Consider the following 17,761-nt stretch of genomic DNA (forward strand, 5'->3'; position numbering starts at 1 on the left):
AGGTGAGCAGGTGAGCGGGAGGCGTGCACACATGGGCATGAGCGTGACCATCTCCGTGGCGACCGAGCAGGACGCCGAGCAGATCTTCAGGCTGCAGTACCTGTGCTTCCAGAGCGAGGCGGCGCTGTACGGCAACTACCGGATCGACCCGCTCGTCCAGAGCCTCGACTCCGTCCGCGAGGAGGTGGCCTCCGACTGTGTGTTCGTGGCCCGACTCGGTGAAGAGGTCGTCGGCTCCGTGCGCGGCGCCCTCCACGAGGACGGCACCGCCTCCATCGGCAAGCTCTGCGTCCACCCGCGCCTCCAGGGCCACGGCATCGGCGCGAGGCTGCTCCGCGCGGCCGAGTCCGCCCTGGCCGAGGAGCGCGGCGCCACCAAGTTCCGCCTCAGCGCCGGCCACCGCAGCGAGGGCAGCCTGCGACTGTATCGCCGAGTGGGGTATGAGGCGGTGGGTACCAGTCAGGGGCAGGACGGGGTGCCGATGGTGGTGCTGGAGAAGCCGGCGGAGGCTTACGCGGCGACGGCATAGCAGAGGGTGCGCCCCGGGTTTTCAGGGGCGCGGGGCTGTGACATATGCGGCTCCGCCGCGTGGGCGCGACCAGCCACAACGGACCGCAGCCGCCTGATGAACCTCAGGCGGCATCCCCCTGCGGCGCAGTCTTCCGCAGCCAGTACATCGCGGTGATCGGGAGCAGTACGGGAATGAACAGATACCCCATCCCGTACTCGGACCAGACGGTCGTGTCAGGAAACGCGGACGGTTCGACGAGCGTCCAGGTACCGACGACCAGCACGCCCGCCAGTTCAGCTGCGCAGCAAAACCGCGCCGCCTTACGGGCTGTTTCGCCACCCCGCACCAACGAATACGTGATGAACCCGTACACGACCCCCGCCAGCGCCGAGAGTGAGTAGGCGAGCGGCGCGTGCTCGAACTCGGTCGAGATCTGCACGATCGACCGGGACACGGCCCCGACGACCATCACGCCGTACAGCCAGACGAGCAGCATGCCGGGCCCGCTGATGAGCCGGGTCGTCGGCTTCTCCTGTGTCGCCGCCACCGTCAGCCTCCCCAGATGTCATAGAGCCGCACCTGCAGCACGGCCAGCACCACACCGCCCGCCGCGACGGTCACGCTGCCCCAGCGCGTGCGCTCGGCGAGGGACATGAACCCCGTCACCGGAACGCAGGCGAACGCTCCGAGGAGGTACGACACGAAGATCGTGGTCCCCTGCTCCGGCTTGTCGCCGCGCGCCAACTGAACGATTCCGACGACCAGTTGCACGAGGGCCAGCACCGACACCACGGCCATACCGATGAAGTGCCAGTCCTTGGTCGGCTGATCGCGGTACGCGGCCCAACCGCACCACGCGGCGAGCAGAAGGGCCGCGACGGCGGTCGCCACGGTCAGGGGAACAAGCATGTCGTGACCCTATTACGGCCCAAAAGCCCTGCTGCGGCCGACCCCGGGCAGGAAGGCCCAGCGGGCGCGCATCGTGGCCTTGCCCACACTGCCAGCTGCCCAGCATGTGGATGGCACCCATCGTGAACTGCGTAAATGCCGCTCTCGTGCGTTCGCCATACGGACCGCCCGCCCCGGTCACACCCATACGTCTGCTTTACTGATCTCATGACCACGACGAGCTGCCGCACCTTTGCGACCGAGGCGACCATGACGCCCGGTGCTCGTTGTATGTGTCGAATGTGCGCCTTCTAGAGGGCCCCCGCACCACCCCCTGAGCCATGGGGGTGCCCCCGCTCGAGCGAAGCCGAGAGTGGGGGAGCCCCGAAGCGAGCCGCCGTGGCATGTCCGTACGCCAGACGCCGTACGTGACCGTGCTGCCCCGCGCACAACCTTCTCTCTCGTACCAGGGCACACCCACGCCCGCGTACTCGACAGTGATGGAATCCCAGTGATCACCACATCGGGCCTCACCAAGGTCTACCGCTCCCGCGGCCGCGAGGTCACCGCCCTCGACGGCGTCGATCTGCACGTCCGCGAAGGCGAGGTGTACGGCGTCATCGGCCAGTCCGGCGCCGGCAAGTCCTCGCTGATCCGCTGCGTCAACCTCCTCGAACGCCCCGCCTCCGGAACCGTGACCGTGGCGGGCCGGGACCTCACCGCCCTGGCCGGGCGCGGCCCCCGCGCCGGCCGGGAACTCCGGCAGGCGCGCAGCCGTATCGGCATGGTCTTCCAGCACTTCAACCTGCTGTCCTCACGGACGGTCCAGGACAACGTCGAGCTGCCGCTCGAAATCCTCGGCAGGTCGGGCAGGGAACGCTCCCGCAAGGCGCTGGAACTGCTCGACCTCGTCGGTCTCGCCGACAAGGCCAAGGCCTACCCGGCCCAGCTCTCCGGCGGTCAGAAGCAGCGCGTCGGCATCGCCCGAGCGCTGGCCGGCGATCCGAAGGTGCTCCTCTCCGACGAGGCCACCAGCGCCCTCGACCCGGAGACCACCCGCTCCATCCTCCAGCTGCTGCGCGATCTGAACCGGCAGCTGGGTCTGACCGTCCTGCTCATCACCCATGAGATGGACGTCGTGAAGTCGATCTGCGACTCGGCGGCGCTGATGGAGAAGGGCCGCATCGTGGAGTCCGGGACGGTGAGCGAGCTGCTCGCGACGCCCGGCTCCGAGCTGGCCTCCGCGCTGTTCCCGGTGGGCGGTGAGGCCTCCGGCGACGACCGTACGGTCCTCGACGTCACCTTCCAGGGCGAGGCGGCCGCCCAGCCGGTCATCTCGCAGCTGTCCCGCACCTACAACATCGACATCTCGATCCTCGGCGCCGCCATCGACACCGTCGGCGGCCTCCAGGTCGGCCGTATGCGCGTCGAACTGCCCGGCCGCTACGAGGACAACGTCGTGCCGATCGGCTTCCTGCGCGAACAGGGCCTGCAGATCGACGTACTGGGCCAGGAGCCCGCATCCGTGCTGGTGAAGGAAGGTGCCAAGTGACCTGGTCCGAGATGAGGCCCCTGCTGGAGCAGGCCTGTTGGGACACCCTCTACATGGTCGGCTGGTCCACCGTCATCGCGGTCGTCGGCGGTCTCCCGCTCGGCATCCTGCTCGTCCTCACCGACCGGGGCGGCCTGTTGCGGAACGTCCTCGCCAACAAGGTCATCGGGCAGATCGTGAACGTCGCCCGCTCGATGCCGTTCATCATCCTCATGGTCGCGTTGATGGGCTTCACCCGCTGGGTCACCGGCTCGACCATCGGCCGCGAGGCCGCCATCGTGCCGCTCGCCATCGGCGCGATCCCGTTCTTCGCGCGCCTGGTTGAGACGGCTGTCCGCGAAGTGGACGGCGGGCTCGTCGAGGCCGTGCAGTCGATGGGCGGCAACACCTGGACCGTCGTACGGAAGGTCCTGGTCCCCGAGTCCCTGCCCTCGCTGATCGCCAGTACGACCACCACGGTCGTCGCGCTCATCGGCTACTCGGCGATGGCGGGGACGGTCGGCGCGGGCGGCCTCGGCGACATCGCCATCCGCTACGGCTACCAGCGCTTCGAGACCGAGCTGATGTGGATCACCGTCGCGATCCTCGCCGTCGTCATCTCCGTCATCCAGTTCGCCGGCGACTACGCGGCCCGCTCCCTGCACCGCCGCGGCACCTCCGGCCCGGCACCCAGGCTCCGCCTCCTGAAGGCATCGACGGCGGCCGGCAAGACCGTCTAGGTCAACCCCCGAACTCCCCGAACACCTCTCTCGGGGGCGCTCCACCCAAAAGGAAAGGCACTTTTCGTGCGTAACACCGCCAAGTTCACCACCGCCGTACTCGCCGCCGGAGCCCTCACCCTCGGGCTCACCGCCTGCGGCGCGGACCAGGCCGACACCGCCTCCGCGTCCGACACGAGCGGTCCGCTGGTCGTCGCCGCCAGCCCCACCCCGCACGCCGAGATCCTCACCTACGTCAAGGACAACCTGGCGAAGGACGCGGGCCTCGACCTGGAGGTCAAGGAATTCACCGACTACGTCACGCCGAACACGGCGACCGAGGACGGGTCTGTGAACGCCAACTACTTCCAGAACCAGCCGTACCTCGACGACTTCAACAAGAAGAACGGCACCCACATCGCCCCCGTCGTCACGGTCCACCTGGAGCCGCTCGGCCTCTACTCGAACAAGGTCAAGAGCGCGGACGACCTCAAGAGCGGCGCCACCATCGCCATCCCGAACGACAGCGTCAACGAGGCGCGTGCCCTCAAGCTCCTCGACGCAGGCGGGATCATCACGCTCAAGGACGGCGTGGGCAACGAGGCGACCCCGGCCGACATCGCCGAGAACCCCAGGAAGTTGGAGTTCAAGGAGCTGGAGGCGGCCCAGACCCCACGCTCCCTGGAGGACGTGGACGCCGCCGTCGTCAACGGCAACTACGCCATCGAGGCCGACCTCTCGCCCGCGAAGGACGCCCTGGTCCTGGAGTCCGCGAAGGACAACCCGTACGGCAACTTCCTCGCCGTCAAGGAGGGCGACGAGGACGACCCGCGCGTCAAGAAGCTCGCCGAACTCCTCACCTCCGACGATGTCAAGAAGTTCATCGAGGACCAGTACGACGGCTCCGTGATCGCTTCCTTCTGAGCCGGGTTGCCGATCGTCACATCCAGCTGACGGCACGTATACGGCGTATCGCCACGCATGGGGTCCACTCGTTCACAGGGAGTGGACCCCTGTGGTGCGATTCAGTGCTTTCATGCTGCATGCTGGGCAGTTCAGCAGGCCCTCAAAGTTTTCGAAGGTTACGGAGCGGCGCATGATGAGCACCTTGCCCGACATCTCCATCAGCACGGAGCGGTTGGTTCTGCGCCCGTTCGACGAGGACGACATCGACGCGTTCGCCGAGATGATGAACGACGAGATGGTCACCGCCTGGACCTCCGTCCCGCACCCCTACACCCAGGAGGACGCCCGGCGCTGGATCGCCGAACAGGCCCCCGCCGAGCGCATCGGGGGCCGCGGCATCGTCTTCGCCGTGGACGAGTTCCTCACCCAGCGCCTCGTCGGCACCGTGCACCTGCGGAACACCGACTGGCGGGTCCGCTCCAGCGAGATGGCGTACGTCATCGCCCCCTGGGCACGCGGCGAGGGCTACGCCTCCGAAGCGGCCCTCGCGACCGCCCAATGGCTGTTCCGCGAGCAGAAGTTCGAACGCATCGAGCTGCGCACCGCCGCCGACAACACCGCCTCCCAGCAGGTAGCCCAGAAGATCGGCTGTATCAGCGAGGGCGTCCTGCGCAACGCCTGCATAGCGCGCACCCGCACCGCCGACGACCACTGGACGGAGATCCGCACAGACTTCATCGTCTGGAGCCTCCTCCCGGAGGACATCGAGGGCGTCAGTGAGGAACTGGCCGACAGTGGCGGTTTCGGCTCGTACTCGGACTGGAACTGAACCACCCACGGGCATGCGCGGGCTGCGCCCGGCCGCCCGGCCCTTCCGCGTCACCAGGTACCCTCGCGGGACCCCCGTAGGGGCTTTCCCTGACGACCTGCGAAGACCTTCTGGAGACTGACGACGATGGCCGACCGGGTCACGGTGATCGGCTGGGACGGCTCCCCCCTGACCGCCGCGGCGCGCTCCGCCCTCGCCGCCGCCACACTGGTCGCCGGCGCGGCCCACCATCTGGCACTGCCCGAGGTGCCCCCGTACGCCGAACGCATCCGGCTCGGCAGCGTCGCCCTCGCCGCCCGCCGCATCGCCGCCCACCGTGGCACCGCAGTGGTCCTCGCCGACGGCGACCCCGGCTTCTTCGGCGTCGTCCGCACCCTCAGGGCCCCCGAGTTCGGCCTGGAGGTCGAAGTCGTCCCCGGCGTATCCTCCGTGGCCGCCGCCTTCGCCCGCGCGGGCATGCCCTGGGACGACGCCCAAGTCGTCGTCGCCCACCGCCGTACGCTGCGCCGCGCGGTGAACGTCTGCCGCGCCCACACCAAGGTCGCCGTCCTCACCTCGCCCGGCGCCGGACCCGCCGAACTCGGCCTGCTCCTCGACGGAGTTCACCGCACCTTCGTGATCTGCGAGGAACTCGGCACCGAACGCGAACGCGCCACCGTCGTCACCTCCGACAAGGCCGTCGACCACACCTGGCGCGACCCCAACCTCGTCATCGTCATCGGCGGCCCCGTCGCCGCGGCCGAGGGCGGCGGCTGGATCGCCGGACGCGACCCCGGCGCCGGACCACGCGGGCTGTCCCTGCCGTCCGAGGTCTACGGCGGTGCCATGGGCGAGGGTGAGGCCGAACTGCTGCGCTCCTCCCAACTCGCCCGCCTGGGACCGAGGGTCGGTGACCTCGTGTGGGACATCGGCTCCGGCAGCGGCGCCTTCGCCACCGAGGCCGCCCGCTGCGGCGCCGCCGTCATCGCCGTCGACCGCGACCCCGAGGCCTGCGGCCGCACCACCCTCGCCGCCCGCCGCTTCGGCGTCCAGCTCCAAGTGGTCCACGGCACCGCGCCGCACATCCTGGAGAATCTCCCCGAACCCGACGTCGTACGCGTCGGCGGCGGGGGAGCGGCGGTGGTCTCCGCCGTCGCCGACCGACGCCCCCGGCGCATCGTCACCCACGCCCTCACCCGCCCCGCCGCCGAACGCATCGGACGCGACCTGACCGAGCACGGATACGACGTTCGGTGCGACTTCGTGCAGTCCGTCGAACTCGACACAAGGGTCTGGACGGAGAGGAAACGGAGCGTCGCGTTCCTGCTCGGCGGGACCCTGCCCGAACATTCCCAGTGATCCGGTTGTCGTACCGGCGCGGTAGGCTGGCCGACTGTTGTACCGCACTTGGGCACCCGACACTTCGTCGGTCAATGTCCGGAAAGCGCGCCCGTTTTGAGGGCGTGTGTGGTACGGCGGAAGCGGAGGGCGCGCAACGTGGCGCAGTCCACAGCGGACCGTCGCGGTTCAAGGTGTCGTGACGGCGAAACGACCGCGACAATGGCCATTCAATGGCTTTGTCGACTTGCACGCAGGTCGTCTCGTGCCGCTGGGCACACACGCTCGTTCTCCACAGTGGAGCGGTCGGTGCGCCGTTCCAGGGCCAGCTGGCATAGAGGCACTAACCGATGGGCGAGGGGTACGCATGACGGACACCGGCCAGGTCCCGGGCGAGGGGCTGCCGGAGAGCGCAGGCATGGTGGAGCAGCCGGGCGTCGCCGCGCCGGGCGCGTACACCTACCTCTCCGAGACCGCCGCCGAGGACGACGAACTGCTGCTGCCGGGTGCCCAGGGCGCATGGGGCAACGAAGTGCCGCCCCCCGCCCCCGAGCCCGTCGTCCAGGTCGTCCACGAGCCCGCCGCCCAGGAGCACGTCGTCCACGAGCCCGGTCCGCACGAGATGTCGGGCCGGGACAGCGGCTCGATCGACCTCGGCGCCGTACGTCACCCCGTCGCGACGCCCGTCCCGCAGCCGCCGGTGGCCCGCCGCCCGCTGCACATGGGCCCGCCCACCCCCGACGCCTCCGCCAGCCCGGTCCGCTCCCTCGCCGACCGCGGCCCCGCCGGCGCCCCCGTCCCGCCCGGCGCCGTACGCCACTCCGGCCCGCCCACCACCGGCCCCGAGTACCTCGACGTGCCCCCGCCGGGCGTGACGCCATGGGGCACCCCCGTGCCCGCCGAGGCGATGCCCGCGCCCGCGGTGCCGGTCGAGGGCGCGGTCGCAGAAACGGTCGCTCCGCAGGAGGAGCAGGTCGCCGTCGCCGTGGCCGAGGCGCCGCAGGTCGCGGAGGGGGTGCAGGACGCCGAGGCCCTGCACCAGGCGCAGGACGCCGCCTACGCCCAGGCGCAGGAGGCCGCCGCGGCGCAGGTCACCGAGGCCCAGCTCCGGGTTCCGGACGTCGTCGAGGTCCCGGCCGACGCCCAGCACCAGGCCCCGGAGGCGGTAGCCGTGCCGCCGGTCGCGGAGGCTGTCGAGGTCCCGCCGCCCGTCGTGGAGGCACCGCAGAGCGCCGAGCCCGAGGGGGCGGCGATCGAAGTGCAGGTTCCGGTTCCGCAGGAGGCCGTGCCTGCTGAGCCCGCCGCACCTGCCGTACAGGTCCCGGACGCCACACCGTTCCCGCCGGCCGCCCAGGACCCGGAGCAGATCGAGGCCCAGGTACCCGCCGAGGCCCAGGACGTTCCCCAGCCGCCCGAGGAGGCCGAGGTCCCGCCGGAGCCCGAGGCCGCCGCGCAGCCCGTCGACGCGGACGCGGCGCCGCAGGACGACGCCGCAGTGGCGCAGGCCGAGGCCGATGCCGCGGTGCCGTCGGCCGGGGAGGCCGCGGATGAGCAGGGCACCGTCGTTCCCGAGCAGCCGGCAGCGACCGGCACAGCCGATGAGCAGGCCGTGGCCGTCGCTCCGGACCAGCCGACCGGGACCGATACGCCGGGCGAGCAGGCCGGGACCGCCGCGCCGGACCAGATCGCGACCGATGGGTCGGCCGAAGAACAAGCCGCTCAGGCTGCTCAGGCCACCCCGGAGCCCGCGCTCGCGCAGGACTCGCAGCAGCTGCCGGACGCGCCGGTCGTTCAGGAGCCGCAGGTGGCGGAGGCCGAGGCCGTGGAGGAGCAGCCGGCGGAGGAGGCGCTTCCGCCCCAGCCGGAGCCCGGCGCCGAGGAGGCCCCGACGCCGGAGCCCTCGCAGCCGCTGCCCGGCGTCCAGGGCCCGCAGGCCGCCGAGCCGGTCACGCCCGTCGCGGAGGTCGCCGACCAGGCGGCCCAGGTCGCCGAAGCCGCCGCCCAGCCGGAGATCGCGGAGCCGCCCGCGGTCGAGGCCGATGCCGCGGATGTGAACGTGGCGGAACAGCCGGACGAGACCCCGGCCCAGGAGCCACTCCCCGCCGAACAGCCGACCGGCGAGGCTCCGACCGAGCCCGCCGAGTCCGTTGCCGCGGGGCCTGCGGTCGCCGAGCCCGAGCCGGTCGTCGTGGAGCCCGCGGCCGCCGAGGAGGCCGTGGCGGAGCCCGCAGCCGCCGAGGCCCCGGCCCCCGTCGTCGCCCAGGCCGACGCGCCCCAGGGAGCTGTCATCGAGCCCGCCCCCGTCGCCCCCCTCCAGGCAGCCCCCCAGGAGCCTCACGCCGAGCAGCCGATGGGCGAGTTCGTGCCGGTCGAGGGCTCGCTGCCCACCACCCCGCAGTTGGCTCCCACCCCACCCCAGGGGATGGTGGTCCCTCCGCTGCCCGCGGACGACGAGCCGACGCCTCCCACTACCGAGGCCCCCACGGAGACGGCCGAAGAGGCACCGGCCCCGGAGCCCGTCGCCAAGGTCCCCGCCCCCCGCGACTCCGAGGCCGAGACGATCGTCGTACCGCAGCCGCTCGCGGCGGCCGACGCGGAACCCGACATCGTCCAGAACGCGGAAGACCTGGACACCCGGGCCGCCGACCAGGAAGACCAGCGAGACAGCGAAGCGGCGGCGGAAGCAGCCGCAGCAGCCGAAGCAGCCGGGGAGAGCACGGCCCCGGTGGAAGAGGCACCCGAACAAGCACCCGAAGACATTCGGGAAGAAGCGCGGGAAGAAGCACGGGAAGAAGTACGGCAGCCCACGGGCCCGGCCGCCCCTCCCTACGACGAAGCCGAGCGCGAGGCGATCCTCAAGGTCATGCGCGAGCGCCGCGACATCCGCAACGGCTTCCGCAGCGACCCCATCCCGCACGATGTGCTGCTCCGCGTCCTGGAGGCCGCCCACACGGCACCCTCGGTCGGCCACTCCCAGCCCTGGGACTTCGTCGTCATCCGCTCGGCCGAGACGCGCCGCACGATGCACGAACTCGCCCAGCGCCAGCGCGAGGCGTACGCCAAGTCTCTGCCCAAGGGCCGGGCCAAGCAGTTCAAGGAACTGAAGATCGAGGCCATCCTCGACACCCCGGTGAACATCGTCGTCACCGCCGACCCGACCCGAGGCGGCCGCCACACGCTCGGCCGCCACACCCAGCCGCAGATGGCCCCGTACTCCTCCGCCCTCGCGGTCGAGAACCTGTGGCTCGCCGCCCGCGCCGAGGGCCTCGGCGTCGGCTGGGTCAGCTTCTTCGACGAGCGCGAGATGGTCCGCGCCCTCGGCCTGCCCGAACACCTGGAGGTCGTGGCGTACCTGTGCGTCGGGTACGTCGACGAGTTCCCGGAGGAGCCCGAGCTGATGCAGGCGGGCTGGGCCAAGCGCCGCCCCCTGTCGTGGGTCGTCCACGAGGAGACGTACGGCCGCCGCGCCCTGCCCGGCGCCGAGCCGCACGACCTGCTGGCCGAGACCGTCGCCGGTATCCGCCCGCTGGACGCCAAGGCGCTCGGTGAGGCGTGGGAGCGGCAGAAGCGGATGACGAAGCCGGCGGGCGCCCTCGGCATGCTGGAGATCATCTCCGCCCAGCTGTCCGGTCTGTCCCGCCAGTGCCCGCCGCCGATCCCGGAGCCCGCCGCCGTCGCGATCTTCGCCGGCGACCACGGCGTCCACGCCCAGGGCGTCACCCCCTGGCCGCAGGAGGTGACGGCCCAGATGGTCGCCAACTTCCTCGGCGGCGGAGCGGTCTGCAACGCCTTCGCCACCCAGGTGGGCGCCGAGGTCTGCGTCGTCGACGTGGGTGTGGCGAGCGACCTCCCGGCCACGCCGGGTCTGCTGCCGCGCAAGGTCCGCGCCGGTACGTCCGACATGACCACCGGCCCCGCGATGACCCGCGAGGAGGCCAAGAAGGCCATCGAGGTGGGCATCGAAACGGCCCGTGACCTGGTGGCGGCCGGCAACAAGGCGCTCCTCACCGGCGAGATGGGCATCGCCAACACGACAGTGTCCGCTGCCCTGATCTCGGTCTTCACCGGCGCGGACCCCGCCGAGGTCACCGGCCGGGGCACCGGCATCAACGACGAGACCCTGGCCCGCAAGACCGAGGTCGTCCGCCGCGCCATCGAACTCCACCAGCCGGACCCCGCCGACCCCATCGGCGTCCTGGCGGCCATCGGCGGCTTCGAACACGCCGCCATCGTCGGCCTCCTCCTCGGCGGCGCCTCCCTCCGTACGCCGGTGATCCTCGACGGCGTGAGCGCCGGCGCCGCCGCCCTGGTCGCCCGAGCCATCGCCCCCGAGGTCCTAGCCGCCTGCATCGCCGGCCACCGCAGCGCAGAACCGGGCCACGTGGCCGCCCTGAAGAAGCTCGGCCTCCGCCCCTTGGTCGATCTGGACCTCCGCCTCGGCGAAGGCACCGGCGCCCTCCTGGCCCTCCCGGTCGTCCAGAGCGCAGCGAGGGCGATGCACGAGGTGGCGACATTCGACTCGGCGGGGGTAACCGAGAAGTAGGTGAGGGAGTACGGGGTGCCTGTGTAACCCCCGCCGCGGTTGTGGGCAATCGTTCCGCAGGGCGGAACGGGTGGGCACACCCGCCCACGGGCCCGCACCCGCCCATGGCCTCAGCCACCCCACGGGGCCCGGGGCGCAGCCCCGGTTTCGGGAAGGGGCGGGCTTGGGGAAAGAAAACCCCACCCCCCAGCCCCCACCCACCCGCACCATAGAATCCGCACGTCAGGCCCGCTCCAAAGCCGCAGCGCGCCCCACCGCACCGCCGCCAGCCCGAGGGAGCCGCACCTCATGGCCGAACACCCCGCCTACCCCGTGGGCCTCCGCCTCACCGGCCGCAAGGTCGTCGTCCTCGGCGGCGGCCAGGTGGCCCAACGCCGTCTCCCCGCCCTCATCGCAGCCGGCGCCGACATCCTCCTGGTCTCCCCGGAGGCCACCCCCTCCGTGGAGGCGATGGCGGACGCAGGCGAGCTGACCTGGGAAAGGCGCCCTTACGCGGAAGGCGACCTGGCGGAGGCCTGGTACGCCCTGATCGCCACCGGCGACACGGAAGCGAACACGCGCGCCTCGGCCGAAGCGGAGCGAAACCGCGTCTGGTGCGTCCGCTCCGACAACGCCGAGGAAGCCACCGCCTGGACCCCGGCGACGGGCCACAGCGAGGGCGTCACGATCGCCGTGCTCACCACCAGCGCCCGGGGCCGCGACCCCCGCCACACCGCCGCCATCCGCGACGCGGTCGTCGAGGGCCTCCGCGACGGCACCCTGGTCGCGCCCCACCACCGCACCCGCACCCCCGGCGTCGCCCTCGTCGGCGGCGGCCCCGGCGACCCGGACCTGATCACCGTCCGCGGCCGCCGCCTCCTCGCCGAGGCCGACGTCGTCATCGCCGACCGCCTCGGCCCTCGCGATCTCCTCGCTGAACTCCCGCCGCACGTCGAGGTGATCGACGCCGCGAAGATCCCGTACGGCCGTTTCATGGCCCAGGAGGCCATCAACAACGCGCTGATCGAGCACGCGAAGCAGGGCAAGTCGGTCGTACGCCTCAAGGGCGGCGACCCGTACGTCTTCGGTCGGGGCATGGAGGAACTCCACGCACTCGCCGAGGCCGGGATCCCCTGCACGGTCGTCCCCGGCATCTCCAGCTCGATCTCCGTCCCCGGCGCGGCCGGCATCCCGGTCACCCACCGGGGCGTCGCCCACGAGTTCACCGTGGTCAGCGGCCATGTGGCTCCCGACGACGAGCGTTCCCTGGTCGACTGGGCCTCGCTCGCCAAGCTGACCGGCACACTCGTCGTCCTCATGGGCGTCGACAAGATCGGCAGGATCGCCGAGACCCTGGTGGCACACGGCAAGTCCCCCGAAACACCGGTCGCCCTGGTCCAGGAGGGCACCACGGCCGCCCAGCGCAGGGTCGACGCTACCCTTGCCACGGTCGCCGAGACGGTACGTACGCAGGAGGTCAAGCCCCCGGCGGTCATCGTCATCGGCGAGGTCGTGAACGTGGGCGCGCTCCCCCCGGAGCCCGCCGAGTAACCCCGGGTAACGTAACCCGTCCCAAGCCGTTGGCACGACACCCAGGACAAGGCAGTATCACCCTGTGGCCGATCTCATCACCGTGGAGAACCCCGACGACCCGCGTCTGCGCGACTACACGGGCCTGACCGACGTCGAACTGCGCCGCAAGCGCGAACCGGCCGAGGGCCTGTTCATCGCCGAGGGCGAGAAGGTCATCCGACGGGCCAAGGACGCCGGCTACGAGATGCGTTCGATGCTGCTGTCCGCCAAGTGGGTCGACGTCATGCGCGACGTCATCGACGAACTCCCGGCCCCCGTCTACGCGGTCAGCCCGGAGCTCGCCGAACAGGTCACCGGCTACCACGTGCACCGCGGCGCCCTCGCCTCCATGCAGCGCAAACCGCTGCCGACGACGGCCGAACTGCTCCGGACGGCCCGCCGCGTCGTGATCATGGAATCCGTGAATGACCATACAAACATTGGCGCGATATTTCGGTCGGCCGCAGCCCTGGGTATGGACGCCGTCCTGCTCTCGCCCGACTGCGCGGACCCGCTCTACCGCCGCAGCGTCAAGGTCTCCATGGGCGCGGTCTTCTCCGTCCCGTATGCCCGGCTCGACACCTGGCCCAAGGGCCTGGACGCCGTTCGCGACGCGGGTTTCATGCTCCTCGCCCTCACCCCGGACGAGAAGGCGAAGTCCCTCGACGAGGCCGCCCCGCACCGGATGGACCGTGTCGCCCTGATGCTCGGCGCGGAGGGCGACGGCCTCTCCACCAAGGCCCTCATGGCAGCCGACGAATGGGTGCGCATCCCCATGGCCCACGGCGTGGACTCGCTCAACGTGGGCGCGGCGGCGGCCGTCGCGTTCTACGCGGTGGCGACGGGCCGCCCACAGGCCTGACCGGCCCGGCCGGCCCTGCGTTCCGACGTCACTCCGGAGCCACGGCTTCGAAGGTCGACGTGTACCGCTGCTGCATCAACTCACCCTCCGGCAGGGGCGCGTACTGCTGCTCCTGCCGTACGTCCTTCCGTACACCCTCACCGTCACCATCGAGCCCGCGCGACGGACCCTGGCACCCCTGCGCCGTCGCGATACCGAGCGCCGCCAGCAGCGTCACCACGACGAAGACCACCAACCGCTGGCGCAGCAGCCGCGGATTGGCGGGCCGCCGCCCGGTCCCGTTGGTCCGGGGCCCCGGACGCCCGGCGCCGCTGCGGGGTGAGGGCCGCTTGCCGGATCCGGTGTTGTTGCGGGACGGCCCGGGCCGCGCCCCCGGCCGCGAACCACCGCCGGTCCGGGAGCCACCCCCGGTCCGAGGCGGCGGTGTACCCGGCGCACCCGGCTGCGACCTACGCGCATCCGGCCGCGTGTCCGGCGGCTGCCGCAACGTGCGCTGCTCGACGTACTGCTCGGCGAGCCGCCCCGACGGCCGATCCGGATCGCTGCGCGGCGCCGGCGGCCGGACATCCGCCAGGCCCTGTGCCTCACGGGCCGCGATCTCCTTGAGTCGCAACGACAGTTGGAGCGTGCTGGGCCGCTCGTCCGGGTCCTTCGCCAGACAGGCGCGGACCAGGGGGGCCAGCGCGTCGGGCACCCCACGCAGCTGCGGCTCCTCGTGCACGACCCGGTAGAGCATGACCTCCGAACTGCCGTGCCCGAAGGGCGAGTCGGAGGTCGCGGCATAGGCGAGCGTGGCCCCGAGGGAGAAGACGTCCGTGGCCGGCGTGACCGCCGCTCCGCGCACCTGTTCGGGCGCGAGAAACCCCGGCGACCCCACGGCCGTACCGACATGCGTCAGCGTCGAGGCACCGGCCGCCCAGGCGATACCGAAGTCGATGATCCGCGGCCCCTTGGGCGACAGCAGGATGTTGGACGGCTTCAGATCCCGGTGCACGACGCCCGCTTCGTGCACGGCCACGAGCCCCTCGGAGAGGGCGGCCCCGATCGAGGCCACCTCGGCGGCCGACAGCGGCCCCTCCTCGGCGACCTTGTCGTGCAGCGAGGGACCCGGCACGTACTGCGTGGCGAACCACGGCCGGTCCGCCTCCAGATCTGCGGCAACGAGCCGTGCCGTACACCCACCCCTGATCCGCCGCGCCGCCGACACCTCGCGCGCGAACCGCGACCGGAACTCCTGATCCTCCGCCAGATCCGGCCGGATCACCTTCAGCGCGACTCGCTGTCCACGCCGGTCGGAGCCCAGGTAGACAACGCCCATCCCGCCCGCGCCGAGCCGTCTATGGATCCTGAACGAGCCGACGACGCGCGGGTCCTCGCGCCTCAGGCGCATCATCGCCATGTTCATCCCCGCTGCCCGTTCCGTCTGACGAGCCACAGCTTACGTTTCCACGGCCGGGCGTGCGCAGAGGCCGCGCCTTCGCGACCCGATCGATTGTCAGTGCCGGGTGGGAAACTTGAAGGGTGGTCAGCGAACGTGAGTTCGAGGCCGGGTTGGGCTTTCTGTGATCCCAACCGCCCACCACAGAAGGGGGATTGAACCCGTGAAGGGTGACCGTGTGGAGATAGTCGTGGACGCCGGGGACACGACGCGCACCTACGAGGTGATCGCGAGCAGGGCCGGACGCCGGGTGGAGACGGCGGTACGGCGAGGTGTCGTGGAAGTGAGCGAAGTCACCCGCAACGGATCGGTGGTCCGTACGGCGAGGTTCATGGCGAACCGAGTGCTGGCGCTGGTGGAACAGCCGGTTCCCCGCGAGGACGGCACGGAGCGGAACCAGTAAAAGAAGGGACACTCCAGGCATCCCCTCCGGGAAGACCCCGAGACCTAGGACCTCGTCTCCACCCTGGGGAGTACGTCGCAGGTCATCGCTCATCCTCCGGGAGGCCCGCCAATCGGTACGAGGGCATGACGACCCGCACCCGCCGCGCGCCTAGATTTGAGGTCAAGCGGCGGGTGCAGCACTCGTCCCCCGAGGTCAGACACCCGCCGCTGCCAACGACGAATGACACAACCGAGATCGAACAGGAGGAGGGACCATGGCCCACACGGCACCGCGGACGGCGCTCCGCACACGGGAGCGCACGGGCCGTCGCCACCCCTTGGTGGCGACCGCGATGGTCCTCCCCCTGGCGGCCCTGCTCGTGTACGCCTTCGGCGGCTGGGAGGCAGTGGTCACACAAGCGTCGTCCGTGGGTGTGATGCTGGGGCGCTGAGCGGCGACCCCAGGCCCGGAAGAGCGGTCCGGGCGGGGACATCCACCCATGAAACCCCGTGGGGACGGGGGTGCGGCGGACGGCAATAAACGCCCGCGCAGCTGGGGAGCTGCGCGGGCGTTGTGTTTTCCCCGCCCCCCGCCCGTCCCAAACTGCGGGCACCCGTGCCGCTGGGGCGATGGGGGCACCTCCCGCTCGAGCGAAGCCGAGAGTTGGGGGAGGGTGGGCGCAGCGGCACCTCGTAACCGCCGAGCTGCGGAACCTCCCCCCGGTCGCCGGAGGCAGAGGGCACCCATCTGCGTAGGCTCACCGAGAGCGCCGTACAGCCAGCAAGGGGGACCCAGTGACCGCCGCCGACGTACTACCCGCCCTCAGGGCCAAGGTACGCAGCACAGCCCACCCCGAATCCACCCCCTGCACCCACCCCGACACGGTCCTCGCGGAACGCGACGACGGTACGGTGGTCCGCCACGCGGACACCGTCGCCAAGGCCCACGCCCCCGACACGAACCCCACCGCCCTGACCCTCCGCCTGGCCGTCGCCACCGACAACCCCGACATCCTTCTGTCCCCCCTCCACCGCACACCCACCCCCCTCCACGGCCGCCTCATCACGTTCTGGCCGTACGGCACCCCCGTAGACCCCGAGGCCCCCGAGAACGCCCCCTGGGAAGCGGCGGCCACCCTCCTCGCCCACCTCCACCAGCGCCAACCGCCCCCCGCCCTGCCCCCCATGCGCGGCCCCAAGAAGGCGGCCCAAGCCATCGCCCGCCTCCGCACCACCGCCCCGCACCACCCCGCCACGGCCCCCGTCCTCCGTGCCTGGCACACTCTTCCCGCCTGGGCCCGAGCCGAGGCCCCCATGCCCGACACGACCACCCTCTGCCACGGCGACCTGCACCTCGGTCAGCTCGTACGCCACCCGGCGACCACCGAACCCTGGCGCCTGATAGACGTCGACGACCTCGGCGTGGGCGTCCCCGCCTGGGACCTCGCCCGCCCGGCAGCCTGGTACGCCTGCGGCCTCCTCCCGCCCGACGAGTGGACCCGCTTCCTCACCGCGTACCGGCAGGCAGGCGGCCCGGCGGTCCCCGCCCACGCCGACCCCTGGCCCGCACTGGACGTACCGGCCCGCGCACTCACCGTGCAGACGGCGGCCCTGGCGATCGCCAAGTCGACGGTGGCCGGCCGGCCCCTCGACGACGTGCAGCAGGCCGTTATCGACGCATGTGCCCGAATGAGCGGCATCCCGCCGGAGTTGGCGAGCGTTTTCCCGAAGTAGGGTGCAACCGACCGCAGCCGGGCAGTGTCTGTCCTGGCGTAACGCGAAGCAGCACCGACGGCGAGGAGTTGAGCCGAACCATGCACATGCAGTGTCCGAAGTGCCATGCGCCGATGCACACCTACAACCGCAATGGCGTCCAGATCGAGCAGTGCAGCGGCTGCCGCGGGATCTTCCTCGACTACGGCGAGCTGGAGGCGCTGACCCGCCTGGAGTCGCAGTGGGGCGCCGGTCCGGCCGTTCCTCCGCCGCCGGCGGCCCCGCAGTACCCGGCGGGTGGCGGCCACGGCGCTCCCGCCTGGGGTGCCCCGCAGGGCGGTCACCATGGAGGGCACCACGGCGGGCACGGTCACCACAACCGCGGCTTCGGCCGCATGCTCTTCTCCAGTTGAGCCCGCGCGTGCGGCGCACCCGCGCCGCACGTCCGACGCGTACGACGAAGCCCCCGGCTGTACGAGACGGCCGGGGGCTTCGGTGTGTGTGGACGATACTGGGATTGAACCAGTGACCTCTTCCGTGTCAGGGAAGCGCTCTCCCGCTGAGCTAAT

At 71.5% G+C, this 17,761-nt stretch carries 16 protein-coding genes; 13 read left to right on the plus strand and 3 right to left on the minus strand.

From position 1 onward, the window contains the following. Positions 1-31 precede the first annotated feature (31 nt). The gene (locus F3T56_RS22715) at positions 32-529 is read left to right on the plus strand and encodes a GNAT family N-acetyltransferase (protein WP_149827217.1); all 498 of its coding nucleotides are present in this window, start codon (positions 32-34) and stop codon (positions 527-529) included. A 103-nt stretch (positions 530-632) separates the two neighbouring features. Here the strand turns inward: F3T56_RS22715 and F3T56_RS22720 are convergent, their stop codons facing one another. Together F3T56_RS22720 and F3T56_RS22725 are read right to left on the minus strand one after the other, a co-directional pair. Further along, positions 633-1,058 carry a hypothetical protein gene (locus F3T56_RS22720; protein ID WP_149827218.1) on the minus strand — a complete coding sequence of 142 codons (426 nt, stop codon included), beginning with the start codon at positions 1,056-1,058 and terminating at the stop codon, positions 633-635. A 2-nt stretch (positions 1,059-1,060) separates the two neighbouring features. Next, positions 1,061-1,420, minus strand: a complete 360-nt coding sequence (locus F3T56_RS22725; RefSeq protein WP_149827219.1) for a hypothetical protein — start codon at positions 1,418-1,420, stop codon at positions 1,061-1,063. A gap of 490 nt (positions 1,421-1,910) precedes the next feature. Between F3T56_RS22725 and F3T56_RS22730 the strand changes: the two genes are divergently transcribed. The 8 genes from F3T56_RS22730 to F3T56_RS22765 all read left to right on the plus strand — a co-directional run bounded on the left by F3T56_RS22730 (position 1,911) and on the right by F3T56_RS22765 (position 13,657). Next, positions 1,911-2,951, plus strand: coding sequence for a methionine ABC transporter ATP-binding protein (locus tag F3T56_RS22730; RefSeq protein WP_172639078.1), 1,041 nt, complete (start codon positions 1,911-1,913; stop codon positions 2,949-2,951). Continuing rightward, positions 2,948-3,670 (plus strand): methionine ABC transporter permease, encoded by a 723-nt coding sequence (locus F3T56_RS22735; RefSeq protein ID WP_149827220.1) that lies wholly within the window; start codon positions 2,948-2,950, stop codon positions 3,668-3,670. The genes F3T56_RS22730 and F3T56_RS22735 overlap by 4 nt, the downstream gene beginning before the upstream one ends. Before the next feature lie 66 nt (positions 3,671-3,736). Further along, complete coding sequence (locus tag F3T56_RS22740) at positions 3,737-4,573, plus strand: MetQ/NlpA family ABC transporter substrate-binding protein (protein WP_149827221.1); 837 nt, start codon at positions 3,737-3,739, stop codon at positions 4,571-4,573. A gap of 172 nt (positions 4,574-4,745) precedes the next feature. Beyond that, entirely contained in the window at positions 4,746-5,384 is a 639-nt protein-coding gene (locus F3T56_RS22745; RefSeq protein WP_149827222.1) for a GNAT family N-acetyltransferase, read from the plus strand. A gap of 126 nt (positions 5,385-5,510) precedes the next feature. Continuing rightward, positions 5,511-6,722 (plus strand): precorrin-6y C5,15-methyltransferase (decarboxylating) subunit CbiE, encoded by a 1,212-nt coding sequence (gene cbiE, locus F3T56_RS22750; RefSeq protein WP_149827223.1) that lies wholly within the window; start codon positions 5,511-5,513, stop codon positions 6,720-6,722. Between the two features lie 346 nt (positions 6,723-7,068). Further along, complete coding sequence (gene cobT / locus F3T56_RS22755) at positions 7,069-11,244, plus strand: nicotinate-nucleotide--dimethylbenzimidazole phosphoribosyltransferase (RefSeq protein WP_149827224.1); 4,176 nt, start codon at positions 7,069-7,071, stop codon at positions 11,242-11,244. A 288-nt stretch (positions 11,245-11,532) separates the two neighbouring features. After that, positions 11,533-12,774 (plus strand): uroporphyrinogen-III C-methyltransferase, encoded by a 1,242-nt coding sequence (gene cobA / locus F3T56_RS22760; protein WP_149827225.1) that lies wholly within the window; start codon positions 11,533-11,535, stop codon positions 12,772-12,774. Between the two features lie 64 nt (positions 12,775-12,838). Further along, entirely contained in the window at positions 12,839-13,657 is an 819-nt protein-coding gene (locus tag F3T56_RS22765) for a TrmH family RNA methyltransferase (protein WP_149827226.1), read from the plus strand. Positions 13,658-13,685: 28 nt separating this feature from the next. On the opposite strand, the gene F3T56_RS22770 is transcribed toward F3T56_RS22765, so the two are convergent. Continuing rightward, the gene (locus F3T56_RS22770; protein ID WP_149827289.1) at positions 13,686-15,062 is read right to left on the minus strand and encodes a serine/threonine-protein kinase; all 1,377 of its coding nucleotides are present in this window, start codon (positions 15,060-15,062) and stop codon (positions 13,686-13,688) included. Positions 15,063-15,258: 196 nt separating this feature from the next. Between F3T56_RS22770 and F3T56_RS22775 the strand changes: the two genes are divergently transcribed. From F3T56_RS22775 to F3T56_RS22785, 4 genes are all read left to right on the plus strand, one after another. After that, the gene (locus F3T56_RS22775) at positions 15,259-15,498 is read left to right on the plus strand and encodes a hypothetical protein (protein WP_149827227.1); all 240 of its coding nucleotides are present in this window, start codon (positions 15,259-15,261) and stop codon (positions 15,496-15,498) included. A 256-nt stretch (positions 15,499-15,754) separates the two neighbouring features. Continuing rightward, positions 15,755-15,931 (plus strand): hypothetical protein, encoded by a 177-nt coding sequence (locus tag F3T56_RS46310; RefSeq protein WP_172639079.1) that lies wholly within the window; start codon positions 15,755-15,757, stop codon positions 15,929-15,931. A gap of 343 nt (positions 15,932-16,274) precedes the next feature. Further along, a complete protein-coding gene (locus F3T56_RS22780; protein WP_149827228.1) occupies positions 16,275-17,213 on the plus strand; it encodes a phosphotransferase family protein in 939 nt (312 codons plus the stop codon). An 86-nt stretch (positions 17,214-17,299) separates the two neighbouring features. Continuing rightward, positions 17,300-17,605, plus strand: coding sequence for a TFIIB-type zinc ribbon-containing protein (locus F3T56_RS22785; protein WP_149827290.1), 306 nt, complete (start codon positions 17,300-17,302; stop codon positions 17,603-17,605). Positions 17,606-17,761: the final 156 nt, after the last annotated feature.

It is taken from the genome of Streptomyces tailanensis, assembly GCF_008386495.1.
Lineage (GTDB): Bacteria > Actinomycetota > Actinomycetes > Streptomycetales > Streptomycetaceae > Streptomyces > Streptomyces tailanensis.

Excerpts from the sequence above, each read along its gene's own strand:
- F3T56_RS22715 (WP_149827217.1), top strand. The coding sequence starts at position 32 with ATGGGCATGAGCGTGACCATCTCCGTGGCGACCGAGCAGGACGCCGAG.
- F3T56_RS22725 (WP_149827219.1), bottom strand. The coding sequence starts at position 1,420 with ATGCTTGTTCCCCTGACCGTGGCGACCGCCGTCGCGGCCCTTCTGCTC.
- F3T56_RS22745 (WP_149827222.1), top strand. The coding sequence starts at position 4,746 with ATGATGAGCACCTTGCCCGACATCTCCATCAGCACGGAGCGGTTGGTT.
- cbiE (WP_149827223.1), top strand. The coding sequence starts at position 5,511 with ATGGCCGACCGGGTCACGGTGATCGGCTGGGACGGCTCCCCCCTGACC.
- cobT (WP_149827224.1), top strand. The coding sequence starts at position 7,069 with ATGACGGACACCGGCCAGGTCCCGGGCGAGGGGCTGCCGGAGAGCGCA.
- cobA (WP_149827225.1), top strand. The coding sequence starts at position 11,533 with ATGGCCGAACACCCCGCCTACCCCGTGGGCCTCCGCCTCACCGGCCGC.
- F3T56_RS22770 (WP_149827289.1), bottom strand. The coding sequence starts at position 15,062 with ATGAACATGGCGATGATGCGCCTGAGGCGCGAGGACCCGCGCGTCGTC.
- F3T56_RS46310 (WP_172639079.1), top strand. The coding sequence starts at position 15,755 with ATGGCCCACACGGCACCGCGGACGGCGCTCCGCACACGGGAGCGCACG.
- F3T56_RS22785 (WP_149827290.1), top strand. The coding sequence starts at position 17,300 with ATGCAGTGTCCGAAGTGCCATGCGCCGATGCACACCTACAACCGCAAT.